The organism is Janthinobacterium sp. 75, from assembly GCF_004365495.1.
Taxonomy (GTDB): domain Bacteria; phylum Pseudomonadota; class Gammaproteobacteria; order Burkholderiales; family Burkholderiaceae_D; genus Janthinobacterium.
Map to the genome: position 1 here is coordinate 4,009,369 of NZ_SORD01000001.1, position 18,648 is coordinate 4,028,016.

18 protein-coding genes are annotated in these 18,648 nt (G+C 60.6%); 8 read left to right on the forward strand and 10 right to left on the reverse strand.

Annotated elements, in window-relative coordinates; all coding sequences use genetic code 11:
* Window positions 1-254 precede the first annotated feature (254 nt).
* Window positions 255-680, reverse strand: coding sequence for a hotdog fold thioesterase (locus C8C89_RS18315; RefSeq protein ID WP_133991598.1), 426 nt, complete (start codon window positions 678-680; stop codon window positions 255-257).
* A gap of 144 nt (window positions 681-824) precedes the next feature.
* Here C8C89_RS18315 and lpxO point away from each other — a divergent pair, with 144 nt between their 5' ends.
* From lpxO to fdx, 3 genes are all read left to right on the forward strand, one after another.
* Window positions 825-1,724 (forward strand): lipid A hydroxylase LpxO, encoded by a 900-nt coding sequence (gene lpxO, locus C8C89_RS18320; protein ID WP_101481209.1) that lies wholly within the window; start codon window positions 825-827, stop codon window positions 1,722-1,724.
* A 95-nt stretch (window positions 1,725-1,819) separates the two neighbouring features.
* Window positions 1,820-2,218 carry a DUF6331 family protein gene (locus C8C89_RS18325; RefSeq protein WP_133991600.1) on the forward strand — a complete coding sequence of 133 codons (399 nt, stop codon included), beginning with the start codon at window positions 1,820-1,822 and terminating at the stop codon, window positions 2,216-2,218.
* A 61-nt stretch (window positions 2,219-2,279) separates the two neighbouring features.
* Window positions 2,280-2,612, forward strand: coding sequence for an ISC system 2Fe-2S type ferredoxin (gene fdx, locus C8C89_RS18330; RefSeq protein ID WP_133991602.1), 333 nt, complete (start codon window positions 2,280-2,282; stop codon window positions 2,610-2,612).
* A gap of 45 nt (window positions 2,613-2,657) precedes the next feature.
* Here the strand turns inward: fdx and C8C89_RS18335 are convergent, their stop codons facing one another.
* Both C8C89_RS18335 and C8C89_RS18340 read right to left on the reverse strand, forming a co-directional pair.
* Window positions 2,658-4,706 (reverse strand): M13 family metallopeptidase, encoded by a 2,049-nt coding sequence (locus tag C8C89_RS18335; protein WP_133991605.1) that lies wholly within the window; start codon window positions 4,704-4,706, stop codon window positions 2,658-2,660.
* A 118-nt stretch (window positions 4,707-4,824) separates the two neighbouring features.
* A complete protein-coding gene (locus tag C8C89_RS18340) occupies window positions 4,825-5,547 on the reverse strand; it encodes a hypothetical protein (RefSeq protein ID WP_133991607.1) in 723 nt (240 codons plus the stop codon).
* A gap of 156 nt (window positions 5,548-5,703) precedes the next feature.
* Here C8C89_RS18340 and C8C89_RS18345 point away from each other — a divergent pair, with 156 nt between their 5' ends.
* Window positions 5,704-5,940, forward strand: coding sequence for a hypothetical protein (locus C8C89_RS18345; RefSeq protein ID WP_101481204.1), 237 nt, complete (start codon window positions 5,704-5,706; stop codon window positions 5,938-5,940).
* Between the two features lies 1 nt (window position 5,941).
* Here C8C89_RS18345 and C8C89_RS18350 read toward each other — a convergent pair whose 3' ends face one another.
* The 6 genes from C8C89_RS18350 to C8C89_RS18375 form a co-directional block, all read right to left on the reverse strand.
* The gene (locus C8C89_RS18350; RefSeq protein WP_101481203.1) at window positions 5,942-6,511 is read right to left on the reverse strand and encodes a DUF1439 domain-containing protein; all 570 of its coding nucleotides are present in this window, start codon (window positions 6,509-6,511) and stop codon (window positions 5,942-5,944) included.
* Window positions 6,512-6,712: 201 nt separating this feature from the next.
* Window positions 6,713-7,648 (reverse strand): hypothetical protein, encoded by a 936-nt coding sequence (locus tag C8C89_RS18355; RefSeq protein WP_133991609.1) that lies wholly within the window; start codon window positions 7,646-7,648, stop codon window positions 6,713-6,715.
* 36 nt (window positions 7,649-7,684) lie between these two features.
* Window positions 7,685-8,128: a hemerythrin domain-containing protein gene (locus C8C89_RS18360; RefSeq protein WP_133991611.1), complete on the reverse strand. Its 444-nt coding sequence runs from the start codon at window positions 8,126-8,128 to the stop codon at window positions 7,685-7,687.
* Window positions 8,129-8,233: 105 nt separating this feature from the next.
* The gene (gene prsR, locus C8C89_RS18365; RefSeq protein ID WP_133991614.1) at window positions 8,234-9,589 is read right to left on the reverse strand and encodes a PEP-CTERM-box response regulator transcription factor; all 1,356 of its coding nucleotides are present in this window, start codon (window positions 9,587-9,589) and stop codon (window positions 8,234-8,236) included.
* A gap of 12 nt (window positions 9,590-9,601) precedes the next feature.
* Entirely contained in the window at window positions 9,602-11,650 is a 2,049-nt protein-coding gene (gene prsK, locus C8C89_RS18370) for an XrtA/PEP-CTERM system histidine kinase PrsK (protein WP_166674789.1), read from the reverse strand.
* Window positions 11,650-13,038 (reverse strand): TIGR03013 family XrtA/PEP-CTERM system glycosyltransferase, encoded by a 1,389-nt coding sequence (locus C8C89_RS18375; protein WP_133991618.1) that lies wholly within the window; start codon window positions 13,036-13,038, stop codon window positions 11,650-11,652. The genes prsK and C8C89_RS18375 overlap by 1 nt, the downstream gene beginning before the upstream one ends.
* 203 nt (window positions 13,039-13,241) lie before the next feature.
* Between C8C89_RS18375 and nadB the strand changes: the two genes are divergently transcribed.
* The 4 genes from nadB to C8C89_RS18400 all read left to right on the forward strand — a co-directional run bounded on the left by nadB (window position 13,242) and on the right by C8C89_RS18400 (window position 17,437).
* On the forward strand, window positions 13,242-14,855 hold the full coding sequence (nadB, locus tag C8C89_RS18380; RefSeq protein ID WP_101481197.1) for an L-aspartate oxidase: 1,614 nt from the start codon (window positions 13,242-13,244) through the stop codon (window positions 14,853-14,855).
* 137 nt (window positions 14,856-14,992) lie between these two features.
* The gene (locus C8C89_RS18385) at window positions 14,993-15,283 is read left to right on the forward strand and encodes a hypothetical protein (protein WP_133991620.1); all 291 of its coding nucleotides are present in this window, start codon (window positions 14,993-14,995) and stop codon (window positions 15,281-15,283) included.
* 142 nt (window positions 15,284-15,425) lie between these two features.
* Window positions 15,426-16,667 carry a hypothetical protein gene (locus tag C8C89_RS18390; protein ID WP_133991622.1) on the forward strand — a complete coding sequence of 414 codons (1,242 nt, stop codon included), beginning with the start codon at window positions 15,426-15,428 and terminating at the stop codon, window positions 16,665-16,667.
* Window positions 16,668-16,978: 311 nt separating this feature from the next.
* A complete protein-coding gene (locus C8C89_RS18400) occupies window positions 16,979-17,437 on the forward strand; it encodes a hypothetical protein (RefSeq protein WP_133991624.1) in 459 nt (152 codons plus the stop codon).
* A 188-nt stretch (window positions 17,438-17,625) separates the two neighbouring features.
* On the opposite strand, the gene C8C89_RS18405 is transcribed toward C8C89_RS18400, so the two are convergent.
* Window positions 17,626-18,567, reverse strand: a complete 942-nt coding sequence (locus tag C8C89_RS18405) for a LysR family transcriptional regulator (protein WP_099419983.1) — start codon at window positions 18,565-18,567, stop codon at window positions 17,626-17,628.
* Between the last annotated feature and the right edge of the window lie 81 nt (window positions 18,568-18,648).

Consider the following 18,648-nt stretch of genomic DNA (forward strand, 5'->3'; position numbering starts at 1 on the left):
GTTATTATTGCCCTGTAATAAAGTTGATTTTTGCCGGCTCCGCTGGAACCGGGCGATCTGCTCACCGTCATTTGCCGATATTGCGTAGAGAGCAATATCAGTATCCAACTGGCGTTTTTTGGGCAGTCAGCTTCTAATATTCGGGCAATGCAGGCATGCGGGAGACACCCCACGCCACACAACAGCACACTGAATTATAAGCGAACAGCGTTATGGATGATTTCACGCGCTCACTTTTATTGCTTTGATGCAAGTCAAGGCGCGTCGATGACGGCCATGGTGATGCGCGATATACAGCACAGTTTGCCGTCATCGTCGACGATGCGGATTTCCCACACCTGGCTGCTGCGGCCCCGGTGTATCGGCGTGGCGCGCCCCGTCACGTGGCCACCGCGCACGCCGCGCACGTGGTTGGCGTTGATTTCCTGTCCCACGCTCACTTGCCGGCTGGAATCGAGGCAGGCATTCGCGGCCATGCTGCCCAGGGTTTCGGCCAGCAGCACGGAAGCGCCGCCATGCAGCAGCTTGAACGGCTGCATGGTGCGGTGGTCGACGGGCATGGTCGCCTCGATCCAGTCGGGGCCGAAGGCCGTGAATGCAATGCCCAGGTGGCGCATGGCCGTGCCTACACAGGCGGCGTTGAGGGTGGCCAGGTCGAGCGGTGCGTGCCAGATTTCCATTGTTACCTCGGATAAGTGTGGAGAAAAAACCATTGTAGGGCAGGCGGCGCGCACGCGCAGCTTCATCTTTCCTTCACCGTCGCAGGGGGTAGCGGTGGCATTAACTGGTTATAATTGCCCCATTCTTAAAAAACGAGGTTGTGTATGAAGTGGGCCTTGCTGGGCATTTTTGTGTTTTCTGTTTTACATATTCATTTTCGTGGCAAGGTGCGCCTGCCGTTTCGCCGCCAGATCTTCGATCACTCCTCGTTCATGGCGCCGCTGAACCTGTTCATGCATACCTTTTCCAAGGTGCCGGCCACGCCATATCTTTCCGTCGATCAATTTCCCGAACTGGCGCCGCTGCAGCAGAACTGGCAGATCATCCGCGATGAAGCGCTGCGCATGCAGGAAATGAAAAAGATCAAAGCGGCGGAAAAGAACAATGACGTGGGCTTCAATTCCTTCTTCAAATATGGCTGGAAGCGTTTCTACCTGAAATGGTATGACGCGAACCACCCGTCTGCTCAGCAGATGTGCCCGCAAACCTATGCGCTGCTGCAATCGATTCCCTCGATCAAGGCAGCCATGTTTGCGGAACTGCCGCAAGGCGGCAAGCTCAACCCGCACCGCGACCCGTTCGCCGGTTCGCTGCGCTACCACCTGGGCTTGCAGACGCCCAACGACGACCGCTGCTTCATCGACGTCGATGGCGAACGCCACAGCTGGCGCGATGGCCAGGCCGTGATGTTCGATGAAACGTATATACACTGGGCCCGTAACGATGCCGACAGCGACCGCATCATCCTGTTCTGCGACATCGAGCGCCCGATGCGCTACCGCTGGGCGCAAGGTCTGAACCGCTGGCTGGGCCGCACCCTGATGACGGCCGCCGCCTCGCCAAACGAACTGGGCGACCAGGTGGGCGGTGTCAGCAAACTGTTCCAGATTTCCTGGACCATGGGCCAGTACCGCCGCCGCTTCAAGGCGTGGAACAAGACCGCGTATCAAATTACCCGCGTGGCCCTCGTCGTGGGTGTGGTCGCGCTGATCTACTTCATCTAGCTTATTTAGCTGACGCGCCGTCTCGGATGCAAGCAAACCGCCTTCGGGCGGTTTTTTTTATAATGCGATGCTAATGACCAGGAGAATGTTGAAAAATGACTCAACGCGAGCGCCAATACGATATCCAGATCGCCGATGATGCCTGGATCGAATGCATCGACATCGGGGAGCGCTATGATCAGGCCGGCGACATCGATGCCCTGCTGGACGGGCTGTGGCCACTAATTTGCCGACTGGAAACCCATTGCGTGGCCGGCTGCTGCGGCATGGATGCCTTCGATTTCACGCACGCAGGCATCGACACGGCGCTGCTGGAACTGGATAGCGCGCAACTGCATGCCGCCTGCGCAGCGGCCAAGGAGGCCGTGACGGCGGCTGCCAGCGATGTATTGACGAGTGCCACGATGAATCACATTGCAGATAAACGCGTGTTCCTGCAATTGCTCGACCATCTGGATGCGTGCATCGTCGGACAGGATCGCGCAGGGGCTTGACCTTGCCAAGGCGGGAAGGTCCAAGGTGACGGGATTGAAGGATAACCGAGGAGAACCCCGCATGCCAAAAATTACCGTCCTGCCCCATCCCGAGCTGGCCCCCGACGGCGCAGTGTTCGACGCGCCAGAAACAATGAGCATTTGCGACGCCTTGCTGCTCAACAAGATTGACATGGAACACGCCTGCGGCCAGGTGGGCGCCTGTTCCACCTGCCACGTGGTCGTGGTGCAGGGTTTCGACTCGCTCAATGAACTGGGCGACAATGAGGAAGACATGCTTGACCAGGCCTGGGGCTTGCAGCCCCATTCCCGCCTGTCGTGCCAGGCACGCGTCAGCCAGGAAGACCTGACCGTGGAACTGCCCCGGTACACGCTCAACCACGCCAAGGAATAGTCCCCGGCGCGCTTGCCCGACTGCCCTACGGGCTTACCACATGATTTACCACATGATCACGCGCTGCTCGGGCGGCAGATACATCGGGTCGCCCGGCTTGATGCCGAACGCTTCATAGAAGCCGGGCTGGTTCTTCACCGTGCCCTTGGCGCGGAATTCGCCCGGCGAATGCGGGTCGCTCTTGATCTGGGCAATCGCCGCTTCCGGACGCAGTTTCGCGCGCCATTTCTGCGCAAAACCGATGTACAGGCGCTGTTCGCCCGTCAGGCCGTCGAGTACGGGCGATGGCTTGCCGCCGAGCGAACGCTGATAGGCCTTGTAGGTGATGGACAGGCCGGAATTGTCGCCGATGTTTTCACCCAGGGTCAGCTCGCCATTGATGTGGTAGCCAGGCACGGGGCTGTAGGCACCGTATTGCTTGACGAGACCGGCGGCCAGCGCCTTGAAGGCCGTGCGGTCCTCTGCCGTCCACCAGTTGCGCAAACGGCCCTTGGCATCATATTGGCTGCCCGAATCGTCGAAGGCATGGCTGATTTCATGGCCGAAAGTAATGCCCAGCAAGCCGTAATTGACGGCATCTTCCGCTTTCACATTGAAAAATGGCGGCTGCAGGATGGCGGCGGGAATCGTGATGGCGTTGAGGGCCGGGCTGTAGCTGGCGTTGACGGTTTGCGGCGTCATCGACCATTCGTCGCGGTCGACGGGTTTGCCCAGCTTGTCCAGGTTTTGCTGGCGGCTCCACGCGCGCGACGCACGCACGTTGGCGATCAAGTCGTTTGGCTGCGTCTTCATGCTGCTGTAGTCGCGCCAGGTATCCGGATAGGCGATCTTCGGCTTCAAGGCGGCCAGCTTGAGCTGGGCTTCCTTCTTGGTTTCCGGGCCCATCCAGTCGAGCTGCTCGATGCCATCCTTGAACGAAGCGACGAAATTGTCGAACATGGCCATCACGCGCGGCTTCGTTTCCGGCGGCAGATACATGTCCACGTAGCGCTTGCCGACGGCGTCGCTGATGGCGTTATCCGTGAAGCGCAGCGCCAGCTGCCACTGCGGTTCGCTTTGCGGCACGCCGCGCAGCACCGTGCCGTCGAACGCAAAACGCTCTTTGACGCTGGCGCTGTCCAGGTAGGACGCATAGCTTTCGATGATGCGCCAGTTCAGATAGCTCTTCCACGATGCCAGCGGCACGGCAGCCACAGCCTCGGAAAAACCATTGAGGAAGCTGGGCTGGCGCACGACGGCCGAAGAGGCTTTCGGCGCCAGGCCGGCTGCGGCAAAGTAGGCTTTCCAGTCGAAGGCCGGCGCCAGTGCCGCGAACTTGTCGAAGTCGACGCGGTTATAGGACTTGACGGGGTCGCGCATCTGCACGCGCGTCCACTGCACGGCCGCCAGACGCGTTTCGACATCGAGGATCTGCGCCGCGTGTTCAACGGCGCCCTTGTCGCCGCTCATGGCCAGCATGGTCTCGATATGCTTGAGGTATTTGGCGCGCACGGCTTGCAGCTTGGCGTCGTCTTCCTTCAGATAGTAGTCGCGGTCAGGCAAGCCCAGGCCGGACTGGCTGATGTTGACCGTGTAGTGCTCGGGATCTTGCGCATCGGGCGCCACATAGGCGGAAAACGGCGTGGCAACGCCATTGCCTTGCAGGTAAGCGAACAGCGCTGGCAAGTCCTTCTTGTCTTTTACGGCAGCAACGCGGGCCAGCTCGGTGCGCAGGGGCTTGAAGCCGGCCGCATCGCGCGCCTTGTCGTTCATGAAACTCGTGTACAGGTCGGCGATCTTGTGCGCCTCGCTGCCGGGTTTGCCGGGGTTCTTGACGGTGGCATCGATCAGGCCGCGCAGCTGGCCTTGCGCGATTTCGCGCAATTCGATATACGTGCCCCAGACGGATTTGTCGGCCGGGATTTCCGTATTGCGGGTCCACACGCCGTTGACGTAGCCGTAGAAATCATCCTTGGGGCTGACCGCGGGGTCCAGGGTTTTCAGGTCGATGCCGGAGACTGGCGCGGCGGCGGTAGCACCTTGCTGGGCGTACAGCGATGGCGAAGATAAGGCGAGCAAGGCGCAGCAAGCGGCGCTGATGAGTGAACGTTTCACGAAGATTCCTTTAATTGTTTTAACTTCATGTTGGGTAACATGCTGTGTCCAGGCATGGGAGGCAGGATTATAGTCGGCCTGCCTGCGGGCAACAATGACAGTTGAACAATTCCAGAGGTCAGCGGCCCAGGAGATCAAACAGATCCAGGCCTTTTCTATCCTGATTTTTCAGCATGTCTGCAAGCGAACCCGGCGTTGGCCCCCCATTGCCGGCCGCATGATTGAAATAGTTAAAATCGAGCTTGATCTTGTCTTCCAGGTCGCTCGCATAATTGGCGGGATATTGCGACTGTTCCAGCTGGGGCAATGCATTGAAATGCGCGAGCACCGACTTGAAGAAATTGGTCGTCTTGCCGGTAGTATTGTATTCATGCATGGCTTGCGCCACGACTTGAGTGCGCCAGGCCTCTTCTTCCTGATACGCCTGCATAAAGGCGGCACGCCGCTCGTTGATGGTAAATGTCCCGCTGTCATCGTTCGAAATGGCGGACAATTGCTCGCGCGAAAGCCCGGCAAACGGATTGGGGCCCTTCCTGTCGACATAAGCGGTGGCGGCGGCGGCCGACTTTGCCGATGCCGCGTCATTCGGTTGCGGCACCTGCTTTGCCGCGGCCGCCTTGTGTTCGGCGTCCAGCGGATACAGGATGTCATCGGTATTGTCATTCACCCACCGACCCAGCGCCGCATGATCGAAGCCCCGGATGGTGGCGCTGGTGGCCGTGGCAGCCTTCCCCAGGCGCCCGGCCAGGGTCGAAATCACGACATCGTCCGCCACGGCGCCAGCGCCGGCCGGCGCCTGGGTTGTCTGGGCCTTGTCCGATGCTGCCTTGCCTGATGACACCTTGCTGCCTTCCGCGGCAGACAGTGCCCCGGGTTGGATTCCCGCCGTGCTGATATTGACCATTGCCCGCCCTTGGATAAGTAAATGTTACTATATAAGTAAATATTACTATAGCACAACAAATGTCAAACTTGAGCAAGGAAATGGAGCAGCTTGATGCAGGAATGCAGATTCAATATTTTCGGCACGCTGATTGCCGTCCGGGGAAATCCGGGAGCATGGCGCGCATTCTATCTCGGCACGGAAGGCAAGCGCCGGCCCGCCGATTTCATTATTCCGGACGATATTCAAGCCGATGCGTTGTGCGAATACCTGGCTGACCTGTTCCACGAAGAGGCGACGCCGCGCAATAACACGGCAACGCAAATCAGCTCGCCAGCGTTCGAGGTCTAGCCTATTTCACCGGCTCGAACGTCACCGTCAGCCCATTGCCGGTGGTCCTGATCTGCGTGGGCACGAATTGCACGCCCGCGTAGCGCAATTCATCGGGCTTGAAGGTGTAGATCGGCGTTTCATGCATGAGCTGGTCGGCCACCAGGCTGGCCACCTTGGCGAACTGGCGCTGCTGCGCTTCATCCATGCCGTCGATGCTTACCTTGTCCACGCTCGCTTCGCTCAGGTAGACGGCATTGCGCTGGGCGTCGAGCACCAGACGGCCCGACATGGCCAGGCTGCCGCGCCAGCTCTGACGTATGAACGGCGGCAAGACGCTCGCATCCACGCTCAGGGCCACGCGCTCGCGCTCGGGCTGCAAGGACAGTTGCGGGTGGGTCAGCTTGACGTCCAGCACGGACAACACGCGCTTGTCGATGGGAAAGCGGCGCTCCAGGCCTTGCTGCATCTTGCTCAGCGACACATTCACGTCGCGCGGGCCGATCAGGGTGGAGCACGAGGCCAGCAGCGTGCAGGTAAAAGCGGCGATGGCGGCGGTTTTCAGCAAGGGACGGATGGCGGTCACATTCATGGATAGTCTCGGTGGAAAGATGGCGCCATCTTACACATGCGGCCGCTTTCACGCAAAAACCGGCGCCCACCTTGCGGCGGGCGCCGGTTCTTGCTTTGTTAGTGCACGAACAGGGCGATCAGTATGACGATGGGCAATGGAATGCCCAGCAGCAGCAAGAGGATGGAACGCATGGCAGTCTCCTAGATTGAAATGGATGATTTAAATGGTCACATGGCGCAGCACGCGCTCATGGTCGCGCTGGCGCCCGCCAACAGTGGCGGCCAGGCTGGCGACGAAAGCGCCCAGCAGCAAGGCGACGAACATCCACAGGGCCGTGTGGGCACCGGCCTTGCGTGCCGTATCGGCCGCTTGCTGGGCACTTGCCTTGGCATCGGCGGCGGCCTTGGCGGCGCGGCCGTAGACAGCGTCGACTCGCGCTTCTGCTTCAGCTTGCGTCAAGCCCGTGCGGCTGGCCACGACCTGGCCCAGGTAGGCGCGGTCATCGGCGGCCAGGCTGCCCGTGGACAGGCCCGTTGCAAAGATCTTGCCGATTTCCACGCGCTGGTCGGCGAGCGTGACGCCAGCAGATGCTGGCATGGGCGCGCCGCTGACGGCAGCGGATGCGGGTGCGGCGCGCAGCAGCATGTCCGAGAAGTAATCGAGCGGATTGACGGCACTGCCGCCCTCGCCCGCCTTGGACGCAGCCACGCCAGCACCAGCCGCTGCGGCCGGGGACACTGCCGCCGCCACGCCGCTGCCCGCATCGATGGCGCCGCTGAGCACGGCGCGCGTGCCGCCGGCCAACACGGCCACGGTGATCAGGGTGGCCACGGCCCAGGCCAGCAAGCCATGCGCCGTATCGCGGAAATGCACTTCATCCGTGTGGATGGAACTCCATTTCACACGCAAACGGCCGGCCATGTAGCCGCCGATGCCGGACGCGGCCAGTTGCATGAAGGCCAGCCATGCGATGGTCGACACGCCGATGGCCGTGGCGTTGAACGACCACGGCGACACGGACGACAGGCTCAGGCCCACGCCGAGGATCAGCAGGATGAAGGACAAGGCGGCTGCAGCGGCAGCGCCCGCCAGCACGGCGCCCCAGGATACGCCCGGATTGTTCAGGTCCGACACGGACAATTGTGTAGCTTGCATGGAATTCTCCCTTGGTTGTTGATTTTTTTAAGCCGTTCAGGTGGCCACGCCCTTCAGCTGTTCCTTGCGCGCGGCCATTTCCCGGCCCAGCGCATCGAGGTCGACGGCTGTATGGCGCACTTTGGGAAACATGTCACCCTCTTCTTCCTTGACGTGGTGTTCGATCTGTTCGGACAGCACCTTGACCTTGGCGTCGTACAGGTCGTCGGCGGGATCCATCGCTTCGATCTGCGCGATGAGTTCCTTGGCGCTCGCGTGCTCGACGACGGCTTCATCCATCAAATCGCCGTCGTGGATGGGGCGGCGCACGGCCGGGTAGAAGATTTCTTCTTCCAGCTGCGTGTGCACGGTCAATTCCTGGCAGATCTGGTCGGCCAACTTTTTCTTGGTGGCGAATGAGCGGTCGCTCAAGCCTTCATATTGGGCAAACAAGGCTTTGACGGCCTTGTGGTCCTGCATTAATAAACTGATCGCATTCATGGCGCCTCCTTGTTGTGGATGAGACAAGGATGCGCCATGGCGGCGTCAGCGTATGTGCGACGCCTTACACAAACTTGATATTCAATTCATATCAGTATCCTGCGGCTACTTGATGCCGTGATGGCCCATCAGGTCGTACAAGGTGGGCCGGCTCACACCCAGCAAGTCAGCCGCGCGGGCGATATTGCCGTCAGCCCGCGCCAGCGCACGCACCATGGCCTTGTATTCGGCCGCTTCGCGGGCCTGGCGCAGGTTGATGGCCTCTTCCATGGGCGCCGCTTGGGCGCTGGCGGACAAGCCCAGATCGTCGGCCGCGATCTGCGGCCCGTCGCTCATGATGACGGCGCGCTTGATGCAGTTTTCCACCTCGCGCACATTGCCGGGCCAGCCATGGCTTTCGATCAGCTGCAGCGCGCCCGCGCTGAAATGCAGGTTGCTGCGTCCCTCGCTGGCGCAGAACTTGTTCTTGAAATGGTGGGCCAGCAAGGCTGCATCGCCAGCTCGTTCGCGCAGGGGCGGAATGCGCAAGACGATTTCGCTGAGGCGGTAGAACAGGTCTTCGCGGAAACGCCCCTGTTCCGCCAGCATTTTCAAATCCTGGTGCGTGGCGCAGACGATGCGCACGTCGACGGCGATCTCGGCGCGCCCGCCCACCCTTTCGATGACTCTTTCCTGCAGGAAGCGCAGCAATTTCGCCTGCAGGGCCATCGGCATGTCGCCGACCTCGTCGAGAAAGAAGGTGCCGCCGTGAGCCAGCTCGATCTTGCCCAGGGTTTGCCGCGCCGCGCCCGTAAATGCTCCCCGCTCATAACCGAACAGCTCGCTTTCCAGCAGGTTTTCCGGGATGGCCGCGCAATTGATGGCCACAAAACGCTGCGCATGGCGGCTGGACAGTGCATGCAAGCCCTTCGCAATCAATTCCTTGCCGCTGCCCGAGTCGCCCAGCAGCATCACGCTGGCCGACGAGGGCGCCACTTTTTCCACGCTGCGGCACAGTTTCAGCATGCCCGGATCGCGGCTGACGATGCCGGCCAGCGGCGAGTCCGCCTGCGTCTGCAGCATGCGGCGGTTTTCCTGCTGCATGGCGTGCAGGTAGAACGCGCGGGCGATGACCAGGCCCAGCATGTCGGCGTCGAACGGTTTCTGGTGGAAATCGTAGGCGCCCAGGGCGATGGCCTTTAACGCATGCGCCCGCTCCTGGTTGCCCGAGAGGATGATGACCTTGGTGTCCGGCGCCAGCGCGAGGATGTGCTGCAGGGTGGCCAGGCCTTCCGTGGCGCCGTCCGGGTCCGGCGGCAAGCCCAGATCCATCGTCACCACGGATGGCTGGTGGCGCCGCACCAGCGCCAGCGCCGTTTCACGCTCGCCCGCCAACAAGACTTCATAGCCGTCAAAACTCCAGTGCAACTGCTTTTGCAGGCCCGGATCGTCTTCGATGACCAGCAGTTTTTGCTTGCCCATGGCACTCCTTTGCTAGGCCGCGTGCAGCGGCAGGATCACGCGAAACCTGGTGCCGACCTCGGGTTCGCTGCGCACTTCCAGGCTGCCGCCCACTTCGCGCAGGTATTCGCGGCTTTCGAACACGCCGATGCCCATGCCCGCCGTCTTGGTCGTGTCAAAGGGCTTGAACAGGCGTTCGCGGATGAATTGCTCGCTCATGCCCTGCCCCGTATCGTCGAGCTCGACCACGGCCGTGTGCTGCTCGCGCCGCAGCCGTACGGCCACCTTGCCATCGCTGGCTGTGGCCTCGATGGCGTTCTGGATCAAATGGCCCAGCACTCTTTCCAGCCGAGCGCGGTTGGCCAGCACCGTCAGCTCGGCATCGACAATTTCCAGTCGGGGCGCCGGCGCCAGGCTGGCCTTGGCGGCCACGGCCTGGCGCAGCAAGCCATCGAGCAGCAGCGGCGCCGGCGCTTCCGGCGCCTCGCCACGCGCCAGCTTCTGCAGCAAGGTCTTCATTTTCTGCACGGAATGGTCCAGGGTGCCCAGCATGTCCTGCTGGAAGGCGGGATTGGCGCGGTGCTTTTCGGCATTGCTTAACAACAAGGACAGCTGGAACACGAGGTTTTTCAAGTCATGCACAATAAAAGTGGACATGCGGTTGAACGAGTCAAACTGGCGCGACACCGTCAGGGTGTCGAGCGATTCGCGGTGCGCCAGGTAGCTGGCGGCTTGGCTGCCGGCAATTTTCAGCACGTCGCGGATTTCCCAGTTCAAGCCGATACGCGTACGGGGCCGCGCCAGCGCGACAAAGGCGAACAGCTGGCCATGCAGCATCAAGGGCAGCAGCAGCCACACGTCGGGCAGCGCCAGCAGCGCAGGCGGTAGCTGCAAGCCACCGTACTGGCGCGGGTTTTGCCGACAGTAAGGCACGTCGATCACCCACTGCCGCGCTTCCAGAAACTGACACAGGCTGCCGGTCGCCGGCTCGCTCCACGTGCTCGGTGGCCAGTTCCAGGTGGCGGCCGGGGCAAACTGCCCCTGTTCGCGCACTATCCACAGCGCGCCGGCGCGGCTTTCGACCAGCTGCGCCATGGCCTGTATCGTGCGTTCGCCCAGGGCCGGGCCATCTTCAGACAAGGCCCGCGTAAAACGCAGCCATTCTTCGCGGTAATCGAAGATGGCGTTATAGAAATGCTTGTTGATGGTGACCTTGAGCTTGGCGCGCAGACTGCCGGAGAACAGCGCGCCCGCCAGCAGCAGGGCCGCGCCGCCCAGGTAAGCCATCTGCATCAGCGAACCCCAGGTGCCGCCGACATAGCGCAAGTAGTAGGCGCTGGCCGCCATGGCCAGCAAATAGATGGCCGAACCCAGCAAAGCGGCCGAACGGTACAGCATCTGGCGCGAGACGGACAGACCCAGCGCCCAGCCTGGATTGCGCGCGGCCGACACGGCCAGCAGCGGGGCGCACAGGGCGTCGACGATGCCGCGCGCGGCCCAGATATCATCGTTGATCGCGCGAAACAGCAAGGCGTCGCTGTACAGATAGAAATCGTAGGCAAACAGGCCGCCCACGCCCAGGCAGGCAAACTTGATGCCCCAGCGTTTCAAGGGCGGCGTGTTGCGGTACCACTGCTCCACCAGCAGCATGCCCAGCACGGCCAGCAGCAAACGGCAGACACTGGCGATGATACGCGCCGGCAAAGGCAGCGCCAGCCACGACGAGGCCATGGACAACAGCCAGGGCGCCAGCGCCGTGAGGGCGACGCCGGCCAGCACCAGACGCAAGCGGGGCCGCGACGGTTCGATCAGCAGCAGCAAAAAAACCAGCCAGGCCAGGGTGCGCAGCAACTCCAGCGCATCGCCGGCCAGCGCGATGCGTTGCCCCAGCAGCACCAGCACCACCGTGCCCGTGGCCCAGCCCCCCGTCGCCAGGCAGGCGAGCAGCAAGGCGCGCACGTTTTGCCGCGCGCGCCAGTTGCTGATGAATAGCAGTGCCAGCGCGAAGAAGGCCAGCGACGCGAGGCCGTGGCTGAGGGCCGCCGCATCAGTCTGCGCCAGCCAGGCCGATTGCGCCCGCATTATCGGCTGCCCTTGCCAAACAGCACCACCTGCACCGTGTCGAGCAGGATCAGCAAGTCGAGGAAGAGGCTATTATTTTTCACATAATATAAATCGTATTGCAGCTTCTTCACGGCATCGTCGACGGAGGCGCCATATTGATAGCGCACCTGCGCCAGGCCCGTGATGCCGGGCTTGATGCTATGACGAATGTTGTAGTACGGCACCTGCTGCTTCAGTTGCTCGACAAAGTAGGCACGCTCGGGGCGCGGCCCCACAAAACTCATCTCGCCGCGAAACACATTGAGCATTTGCGGCAATTCGTCGATGCGCAGCTTGCGGATCAGATTGCCCACCCGTGTGATGCGCGCATCATTGGCCAGCGCCCAGATGGGCTTGCCATCGCGCTCGGCATCGCAGCGCATGCTGCGAAATTTCAGCACCTTAAAGGGCAAGCCGTCGCGCCCCACCCGCTCCTGCTGGTAAAAAACGGGGCCGCCGTCTTCCAGGCGGATGCTCAGTGCTGTCACCAGCATCACGGGCAGCGCCGCCAGGCAGATGACGCTGCTGGCGGCCAGGTCAAACAGGCGCTTCGAGGCGGCGCGGAAAAAACTCTGGTCGAAGCCGCCGCCATAGATCAGATAGCTGGGCTGCAAGGAATCGATGCGGATTTGGCACGCTTCGCGCTCGAAAAACGTGGCCGCGTCGATCACTTTCACGCCGCCCAGCGCGCATTCCAATAGCTGCTTGGCAGGAAACGCCCCATTGCGCCGGTCGCTGACGGACACCACGATCTCATGCGCCGCATGGCGCTGGGCCATGGCCAGCAGCGACGGCTCGGCCGGCAGCAAGGCCGAGACCGGCACGCAGCATTGCTCTCCAGCCACATCGACGCAGCCGACCACCGTAAACTGGTGGAAACCGATCTTGCTCGCTGCCAAGTCCATGCATTCGCGCGCCAGTGCCCCGCCACCCACCAGGATCAGCCGGCCTTCCATCAGCGGCGATTGCGAGGATTTGAACACCACCAGGCGCGCCAGCAGCACGCCGATGGCGCCCAGGCCAAAGATCAGCACGCTGCCGCGCCCGAAATGCAAGGACGGGATGAAACGGATCAAGACGCTGAGCACGGCAAAGCCCAGCGCGAACGAAGGCAGGATGCGCAATAAAGTGTTGCGGATATCTTCACGCGAGCGGTGCTGGTACATGCCCAGCGCACTCATGCTCAGCACGATGACCAGCGCAAAGATCGTGGACGAAAGGTAAAGCTCACCCACCCGCACCAGGCGGCTGTCGTCCGCCAGCCACAGCATCGATGTCAGGGTGGCCGACAGCAACAGGATCATGATTTCCAGCAACAGCAATATAAACGCTGTTTTCGAGACATAATGGCTGAAGATGCGGATCATGGTTCCTCCTGCGGCAAAAAGCGGCACGCCGCGCACAGGGCGACCTGCTGCTGTCTTGCCATGATGGCCAACTGTTCCGCGAGGACATTGATGCGCCACAAGCTACGCCCCCGGCGATCTTTCGCTTGCAGAATTTATCTCAACACATTACCGAATGAGGGGAAATGGCATATAGTATGCTTCCCCTAAATGAGATGAATGTCATGAAATTTGATGTAGCGATTGTCGGCAGTGGCCTGGCGGGTTTATCGGTTGCACTGCATTTAGCTGAGACGCGCACTGTCGCGATCATTTCCAAACGCGCGCTGCTCGATGGCGCCAGCAACTGGGCGCAAGGCGGGATCGCGGCCGTGCTGGACTCGGGCGACAGCCATCAGCAGCACATCGAAGACACACTGATAGCGGGCGGCGGCCTGTGCGACGAGAGCGCCACGCGCTATATCGTCGAACACGGCCGCGAAGCCATCGAATGGCTGATCGAGCAAGGCGTGCCGTTTACGCGCGACGCCACGGCCGAACTGGGCTTCCATCTGACCCGCGAAGGTGGCCATAGCCAGCGCCGCATCATCCACGCGGCCGACGCCACGGGCCATGCCGTGCAGGTGACCCTGGAAGAAAAGGTACGTTCCCACCCGAACATCAGCCTGTTCGAACACCATTGCGCCATCGACCTGATCACCTCCGACAAGCTGGGCATGAAGCCGACACAGCGCAATGCGCAACCGCATTGCCACGGCCTGTACGTGCAGGATGAGCAAACGGGCAAGGTGCACACCTTTGCCGCCGAGCACACGGTGCTGGCCACGGGAGGTGCCGGCAAGGTGTATTTATACACAACGAATCCCGACACGGCCAGCGGCGACGGCATCGCCATGGCCTGGCGCGCCGGCTGCCGCGTGTCGAACATGGAATTCATCCAGTTCCACCCGACTTGTTTGTACCACCCGTATGCGAAATCCTTCCTGATCACCGAAGCCATCCGTGGCGAAGGCGGTTTGCTGAAACTGCCGCCTGAAGCGGGCGCAGCGGCCGGCCAGCGCTTCATGCTGGCCCACGATGAGCGGGCCGAACTGGCGCCGCGCGACGTGGTGGCGCGCGCCATCGACTTTGAGATCAAAAAGCGCGGCCTCGATTACGTGCACCTGGATATCAGCCACAAGCCGGCCGAGTTCCTCATCGAACACTTCCCCACAATTTACGCGCGCTGTTTGGAACTGGGCATCGACATCACCAAGCAGCCTATCCCCATCGTGCCTGCCGCCCACTACACTTGCGGCGGCGTCGTCACGGACCTGTCCGGTCGCGCCGACTTGCCGGGCCTGTATGCAGTGGGCGAGACGGCCTGTACCGGCTTGCACGGCGCGAACCGCCTGGCGTCGAATTCCTTGCTGGAATGCATCGTCATCGGCCGCGCTTGCGCACAGGATATCGAAAGCAAGGAAAAGCTGGGCACGCCGTATTTGCCCGACTGGGATGAAAGCCGCGTCACGGATGCGGATGAAGAAGTGGTGATTTCCCACAATTGGGATGAACTGCGCCGCTTCATGTGGAATTACGTGGGCATTGTGCGCACGACCAAGCGCCTGGAGCGGGCCCAGCACCGCATCGCCCTGCTGAAAGAGGAAATCGACGAGTACTACCGCAACTTCCGCATCACGCACGACTTGCTGGAATTGCGCAATCTGGTCGACGTGGCGTCGATGATCGTCAACAGCGCCCTGTCGCGCCGCGAAAGCCGTGGCCTGCACTTCAGCCGTGATTATCCGGAAACCTTGCCGAAGGCCATCGCCAGCGTGCTGACGCCGCCGCACAGGTAGACAACAAGGCAACCGCCTCCTGATTCGGAAGGCAGGCGCATCGTGCGATCAGTCATTGCGGTGTTCCGCTATCGGCCAGTAGCGGCCATCGCAACGAATTACTTGATTGACATGACGCTTCGCTTACGATGAGAGCGATGGAAAAGCCAAGAATACAAGTGGACTTCAACGAACTGGTTCAACCGGATGTGGTGTTGCTATCAAAAACCGACCTTGTTATTGATGCAACGAGTGCCAGTGTATTGCTTAGTGAAGGCCTGCCGGTATTTGTTTATGAATACAATTGCTACGCCGATGGCACCGAAGAGTATTTGCTTGCCGAGGGCACTGCTGAATTGAATGACGTTGCTGCCAATGGCGAGTGGAGCAAACCCGCGAAATGGTGTTGCCGCATCCATGACAACGGCGTGCGGGTAGAAATAACTTGATCGTATAGGCCTCAGCGTGAGGTCAAACGGTACGCTTTGGAACGGAACCTGGCAATAGCAGCTTTCGGCCAGAAGCCGATGTTGCAAGCGACAGTTAAACTGTTGATACATTCACTGACCGCCCTGATCGGCCCACACTATTATGTTCATCCGTCTCGCCTTCCTTGCCGCCACCCTGACGCTCGGCTTCGCCGATTCGGCCGTCGCCGATACCGCCGTCCTTGAAAAACTCACGGCCAGCCGGCTCGCTATCACCGTTGACAAAGGCACGTTATCGGGACCCGGTGCGGCACTGCTGCTACAGGCTTCGCGCCAGGCGCAGTACGTCCTCCTCGGCGAGGATCACGGTGTCGCCGAGATCGCCCAATTCTCATCCGCCTACTTCAATGCCTTGCCCCCTGCCGGCTTCACGACCTTGGTAACTGAAAATGGTCCAGCCGTGACGAGCGCGCTCGAAGGGATACTCAAGGGCCCCGACGCGGTTGCTGCTATCGCCAGATTCGACGCCACCTATCCAGACTCCGTTGCTTTCTACACCATGCGCCAGGAAGCAGAGATGCTCGCCGGCTTTGCCCTGGCCGCAGGACCGCGCTTCAAGCACTGGGGCATCGATCAGGAATTCGTGGGGGCGGCCAAATACCTGATCACCCTGATGCTGGCCCAGCCGGTTAATCCGGCCGCCCGCGCGAAGCTGGAAGCCTTGCGTCAAATGGAAGCTGTCGCATCTCAAAAGGCGGCAGCCACCGGCAATCCCTTCGAGTACTTTATGCTGTCGGCCCCAAGCGAGGAACTGACCTCGTTGCGCCCGCTACTTGCCGGCCCCAAAGAGCAAACCGCGCTAGGGCTGCTCGATGCATTGCTGGCCACCCGCGCCATCTATCAGAAAAGCGCCTCTCAAGTGCCCGGTGATCGCGACCTCTCCAACCGCTTACGTTTGACGCTGTTAAAGCGGACCCTGGAAACCCGCCTCGGCATGCAAGAGCAAAAGCTGGTGGTCAAGGTCGGCGCAAATCACGCATACAAGGGTATTAATCCACTCAACAATCGTGACATTGGCAACTTTCTGGCTGAACGCGCCGAAGGCCAGGGCCGTACCTCGCTGCACCTGATCGTGCTGGCGGCGAAGGGTACGCAACTGAGATTCGCGGGAGCGCGCAAGCCATATCAGCCGGCACACATCGAACTTGACAGCCCGGCCTTCAATCTGCTGGCCAGTGCAGGCGCCACCGACGGCAGCTGGTCTCTATTTGATATGCGGTCACTGCGGCCAGGCTCGCGCAAACTGGCGGGGGGCGACATTGAAATGTTTAACCTGATCAACGGCTACGACTTTGCCCTGATTATCCCCGAAGGCAGCGCTTCTGCGCAGCTCGTGACACCATAGAAGGGTTGGAGGGAATAACACTTACTGCTGACGTAGCCCTTGTGTTATTTGAGCTGTTGAGCCGCTACTCTGATTCAGACCAGTTGAACATAGTAGACCAAGCAGAACAAAGAGCGCTCTGGAATCTGTGCTGCTTTTTTGAGAAGAAATCAGTAGCTCCATTTAATATGGAATATGGTCAAGCGCTGTCAAAAGCTCGGACGCGATTGCGTGATGAGGAATAATTTCGAACTTCCGCTTTGGGGCGGAAACTGCCGACGACGGCAATCGGCCAAAACCGGTCCTTCAACGGTCAAGGGCTAAAGGGAAAAATGAAAAATCTCATCTTGGAAAAAACCGATCAGGTCCGCTGGTATACCAACATGCGCGACGTGTTCGAGGCCGCCAACATTGCGCCGCAAGACTATGACTGGTACGTCAGCGACATCGAAACTAACTGGAAGCCACCGGGGTTTAAGCTGGATGATCAATGGTTCACCGGCGACGAACTCGCAGGCTTTCTGCTTGCCAACGAGATTCAGTTTATCTGGGCGGTGTTTAGTGCGGTACCGAAGGGGCTTCGTCCGATAACTACTCCGGCGCCATGCGTTGAGGACAACCCGCGATATTGGGACGGCACGGAACCGGGGCCGCAGCTAGAAGGTGCTTTGTTCGAAATTGCTTGCTGGGATAGTAGTGGAACGATTCTGATCAATCTGCCAGCGCAGGCCATCGATTCGTTCGTTACCCGATATCCAGGCGCCAAGCCATTGGCGGCCGCCCGTTCCTGATGGATGCTGGAAGGTCCGCTTTGGGGCGAATCCAGCCTGACGATGCAGCCGCTAGATTTTCACCCTGACAACCTGCTATGCTGCCCGAACGGCCGGGTTCGGCCAAAAGCTGACATTGAGAAAGTCATACCGAGCGACTGCTTCTGCGCCGAAGAACTCCACTTTGAGTCCAGTGCACTACTTCGATCCTAGACCGTTCCACAAGTTATGGGGTCCACGGGAGGGTTAACCGACCCAGCCAACCGCACTTGTATCAAATCCAGCAGCGCCCGCACACGCGCGGTCACGGAATGGCGATGGCTGTATGCCCCCAGTAATTTCAGGGGCGCGGGACACAGGTCCAGTGGTACCTCCTGCAATCGGCCCGTAGCAAGATCTTCCTGGCAGGGATAGGCCGCCACAATCGCGAAGCCGATGCCTTGCCGTGCGCCTGCCACTGCCAGTTCTCCGCTGTTGACGCGGTAACGGCTGCGGACCGGCACCTTGACGATTTCTCCCGCAGCGTTCTGAAACTGCCAGGGCTGACCTTTCAGCGCACTGAGGGTGGTGATGCACGGTAGAGACTTCAGTTCGCGCACATAGTGTGGCATGCCGGTCTTGGCTAGCAAGGTGGGGGCGGCAACCACGATGCTGGGCAGGGTGGCGAGTTCGCGGGTGATGAAAGTACTGTCCTCCTGATGGCCACGGTGGAAGACGATTGAAAGATCGACGTCCTCTCGAAGTACCTCAAGTCCGGTCATCCGGGTATCGCATTCAAGCTCGATGCCTGGATGGAGGCTACAGAATTCGGCCAGGATAGGAGCTAGCAGCCTTGGCGCTTCGCCTGGCATGCACATCCTTAGGGGGCCACGCAGCTCACGCTGTACTGCGCCAAGCTCTTCCTCGGTGGAGAGCAAGGCGTCGAGCAAGGGTTTTGCGCGTTCGTAGAGTAGCCTGCCAGCTTCCGTCATGCGCAGGTGGCGGGTGCTGCGTTCCAGCAGGCGGACGCCCAGCATGCGTTCCAGCGAGGCGACGTGGCGGCTAACGTTAGAAGATGGCAGGGTCAGCAGGCGTGCTGCGCCGGCAAAGCTTTGTTCATCGACGACCGCCACGTAGACACGGACTGTATTCAGGTCGAGGGCATTGCGCATTATTATCCCGATTAAGGTATGAAAGCTATCCATTTTCACATACTAGTACTCCACAGTGGCGGAATTTAATATGCCATCTCG

Bases quoted from the DNA above. Each gene is read 5' to 3' on its own strand.
- prsR (WP_133991614.1), bottom strand. From the start codon at position 9,589: ATGGGCAAGCAAAAACTGCTGGTCATCGAAGACGATCCGGGCCTGCAA.
- C8C89_RS18355 (WP_133991609.1), bottom strand. From the start codon at position 7,648: ATGCAAGCTACACAATTGTCCGTGTCGGACCTGAACAATCCGGGCGTA.
- C8C89_RS18375 (WP_133991618.1), bottom strand. From the start codon at position 13,038: ATGATCCGCATCTTCAGCCATTATGTCTCGAAAACAGCGTTTATATTG.
- C8C89_RS18405 (WP_099419983.1), bottom strand. From the start codon at position 18,567: ATGCGCAATGCCCTCGACCTGAATACAGTCCGTGTCTACGTGGCGGTC.
- C8C89_RS18345 (WP_101481204.1), top strand. From the start codon at position 5,704: ATGCAGGAATGCAGATTCAATATTTTCGGCACGCTGATTGCCGTCCGG.
- lpxO (WP_101481209.1), top strand. From the start codon at position 825: ATGAAGTGGGCCTTGCTGGGCATTTTTGTGTTTTCTGTTTTACATATT.
- C8C89_RS18390 (WP_133991622.1), top strand. From the start codon at position 15,426: ATGTTCATCCGTCTCGCCTTCCTTGCCGCCACCCTGACGCTCGGCTTC.
- prsK (WP_166674789.1), bottom strand. From the start codon at position 11,650: ATGCGGGCGCAATCGGCCTGGCTGGCGCAGACTGATGCGGCGGCCCTC.
- C8C89_RS18350 (WP_101481203.1), bottom strand. From the start codon at position 6,511: ATGAATGTGACCGCCATCCGTCCCTTGCTGAAAACCGCCGCCATCGCC.
- nadB (WP_101481197.1), top strand. From the start codon at position 13,242: ATGAAATTTGATGTAGCGATTGTCGGCAGTGGCCTGGCGGGTTTATCG.
- C8C89_RS18325 (WP_133991600.1), top strand. From the start codon at position 1,820: ATGACTCAACGCGAGCGCCAATACGATATCCAGATCGCCGATGATGCC.
- C8C89_RS18400 (WP_133991624.1), top strand. From the start codon at position 16,979: ATGAAAAATCTCATCTTGGAAAAAACCGATCAGGTCCGCTGGTATACC.
- C8C89_RS18360 (WP_133991611.1), bottom strand. From the start codon at position 8,128: ATGAATGCGATCAGTTTATTAATGCAGGACCACAAGGCCGTCAAAGCC.
- C8C89_RS18385 (WP_133991620.1), top strand. From the start codon at position 14,993: ATGGAAAAGCCAAGAATACAAGTGGACTTCAACGAACTGGTTCAACCG.
- C8C89_RS18315 (WP_133991598.1), bottom strand. From the start codon at position 680: ATGGAAATCTGGCACGCACCGCTCGACCTGGCCACCCTCAACGCCGCC.
- fdx (WP_133991602.1), top strand. From the start codon at position 2,280: ATGCCAAAAATTACCGTCCTGCCCCATCCCGAGCTGGCCCCCGACGGC.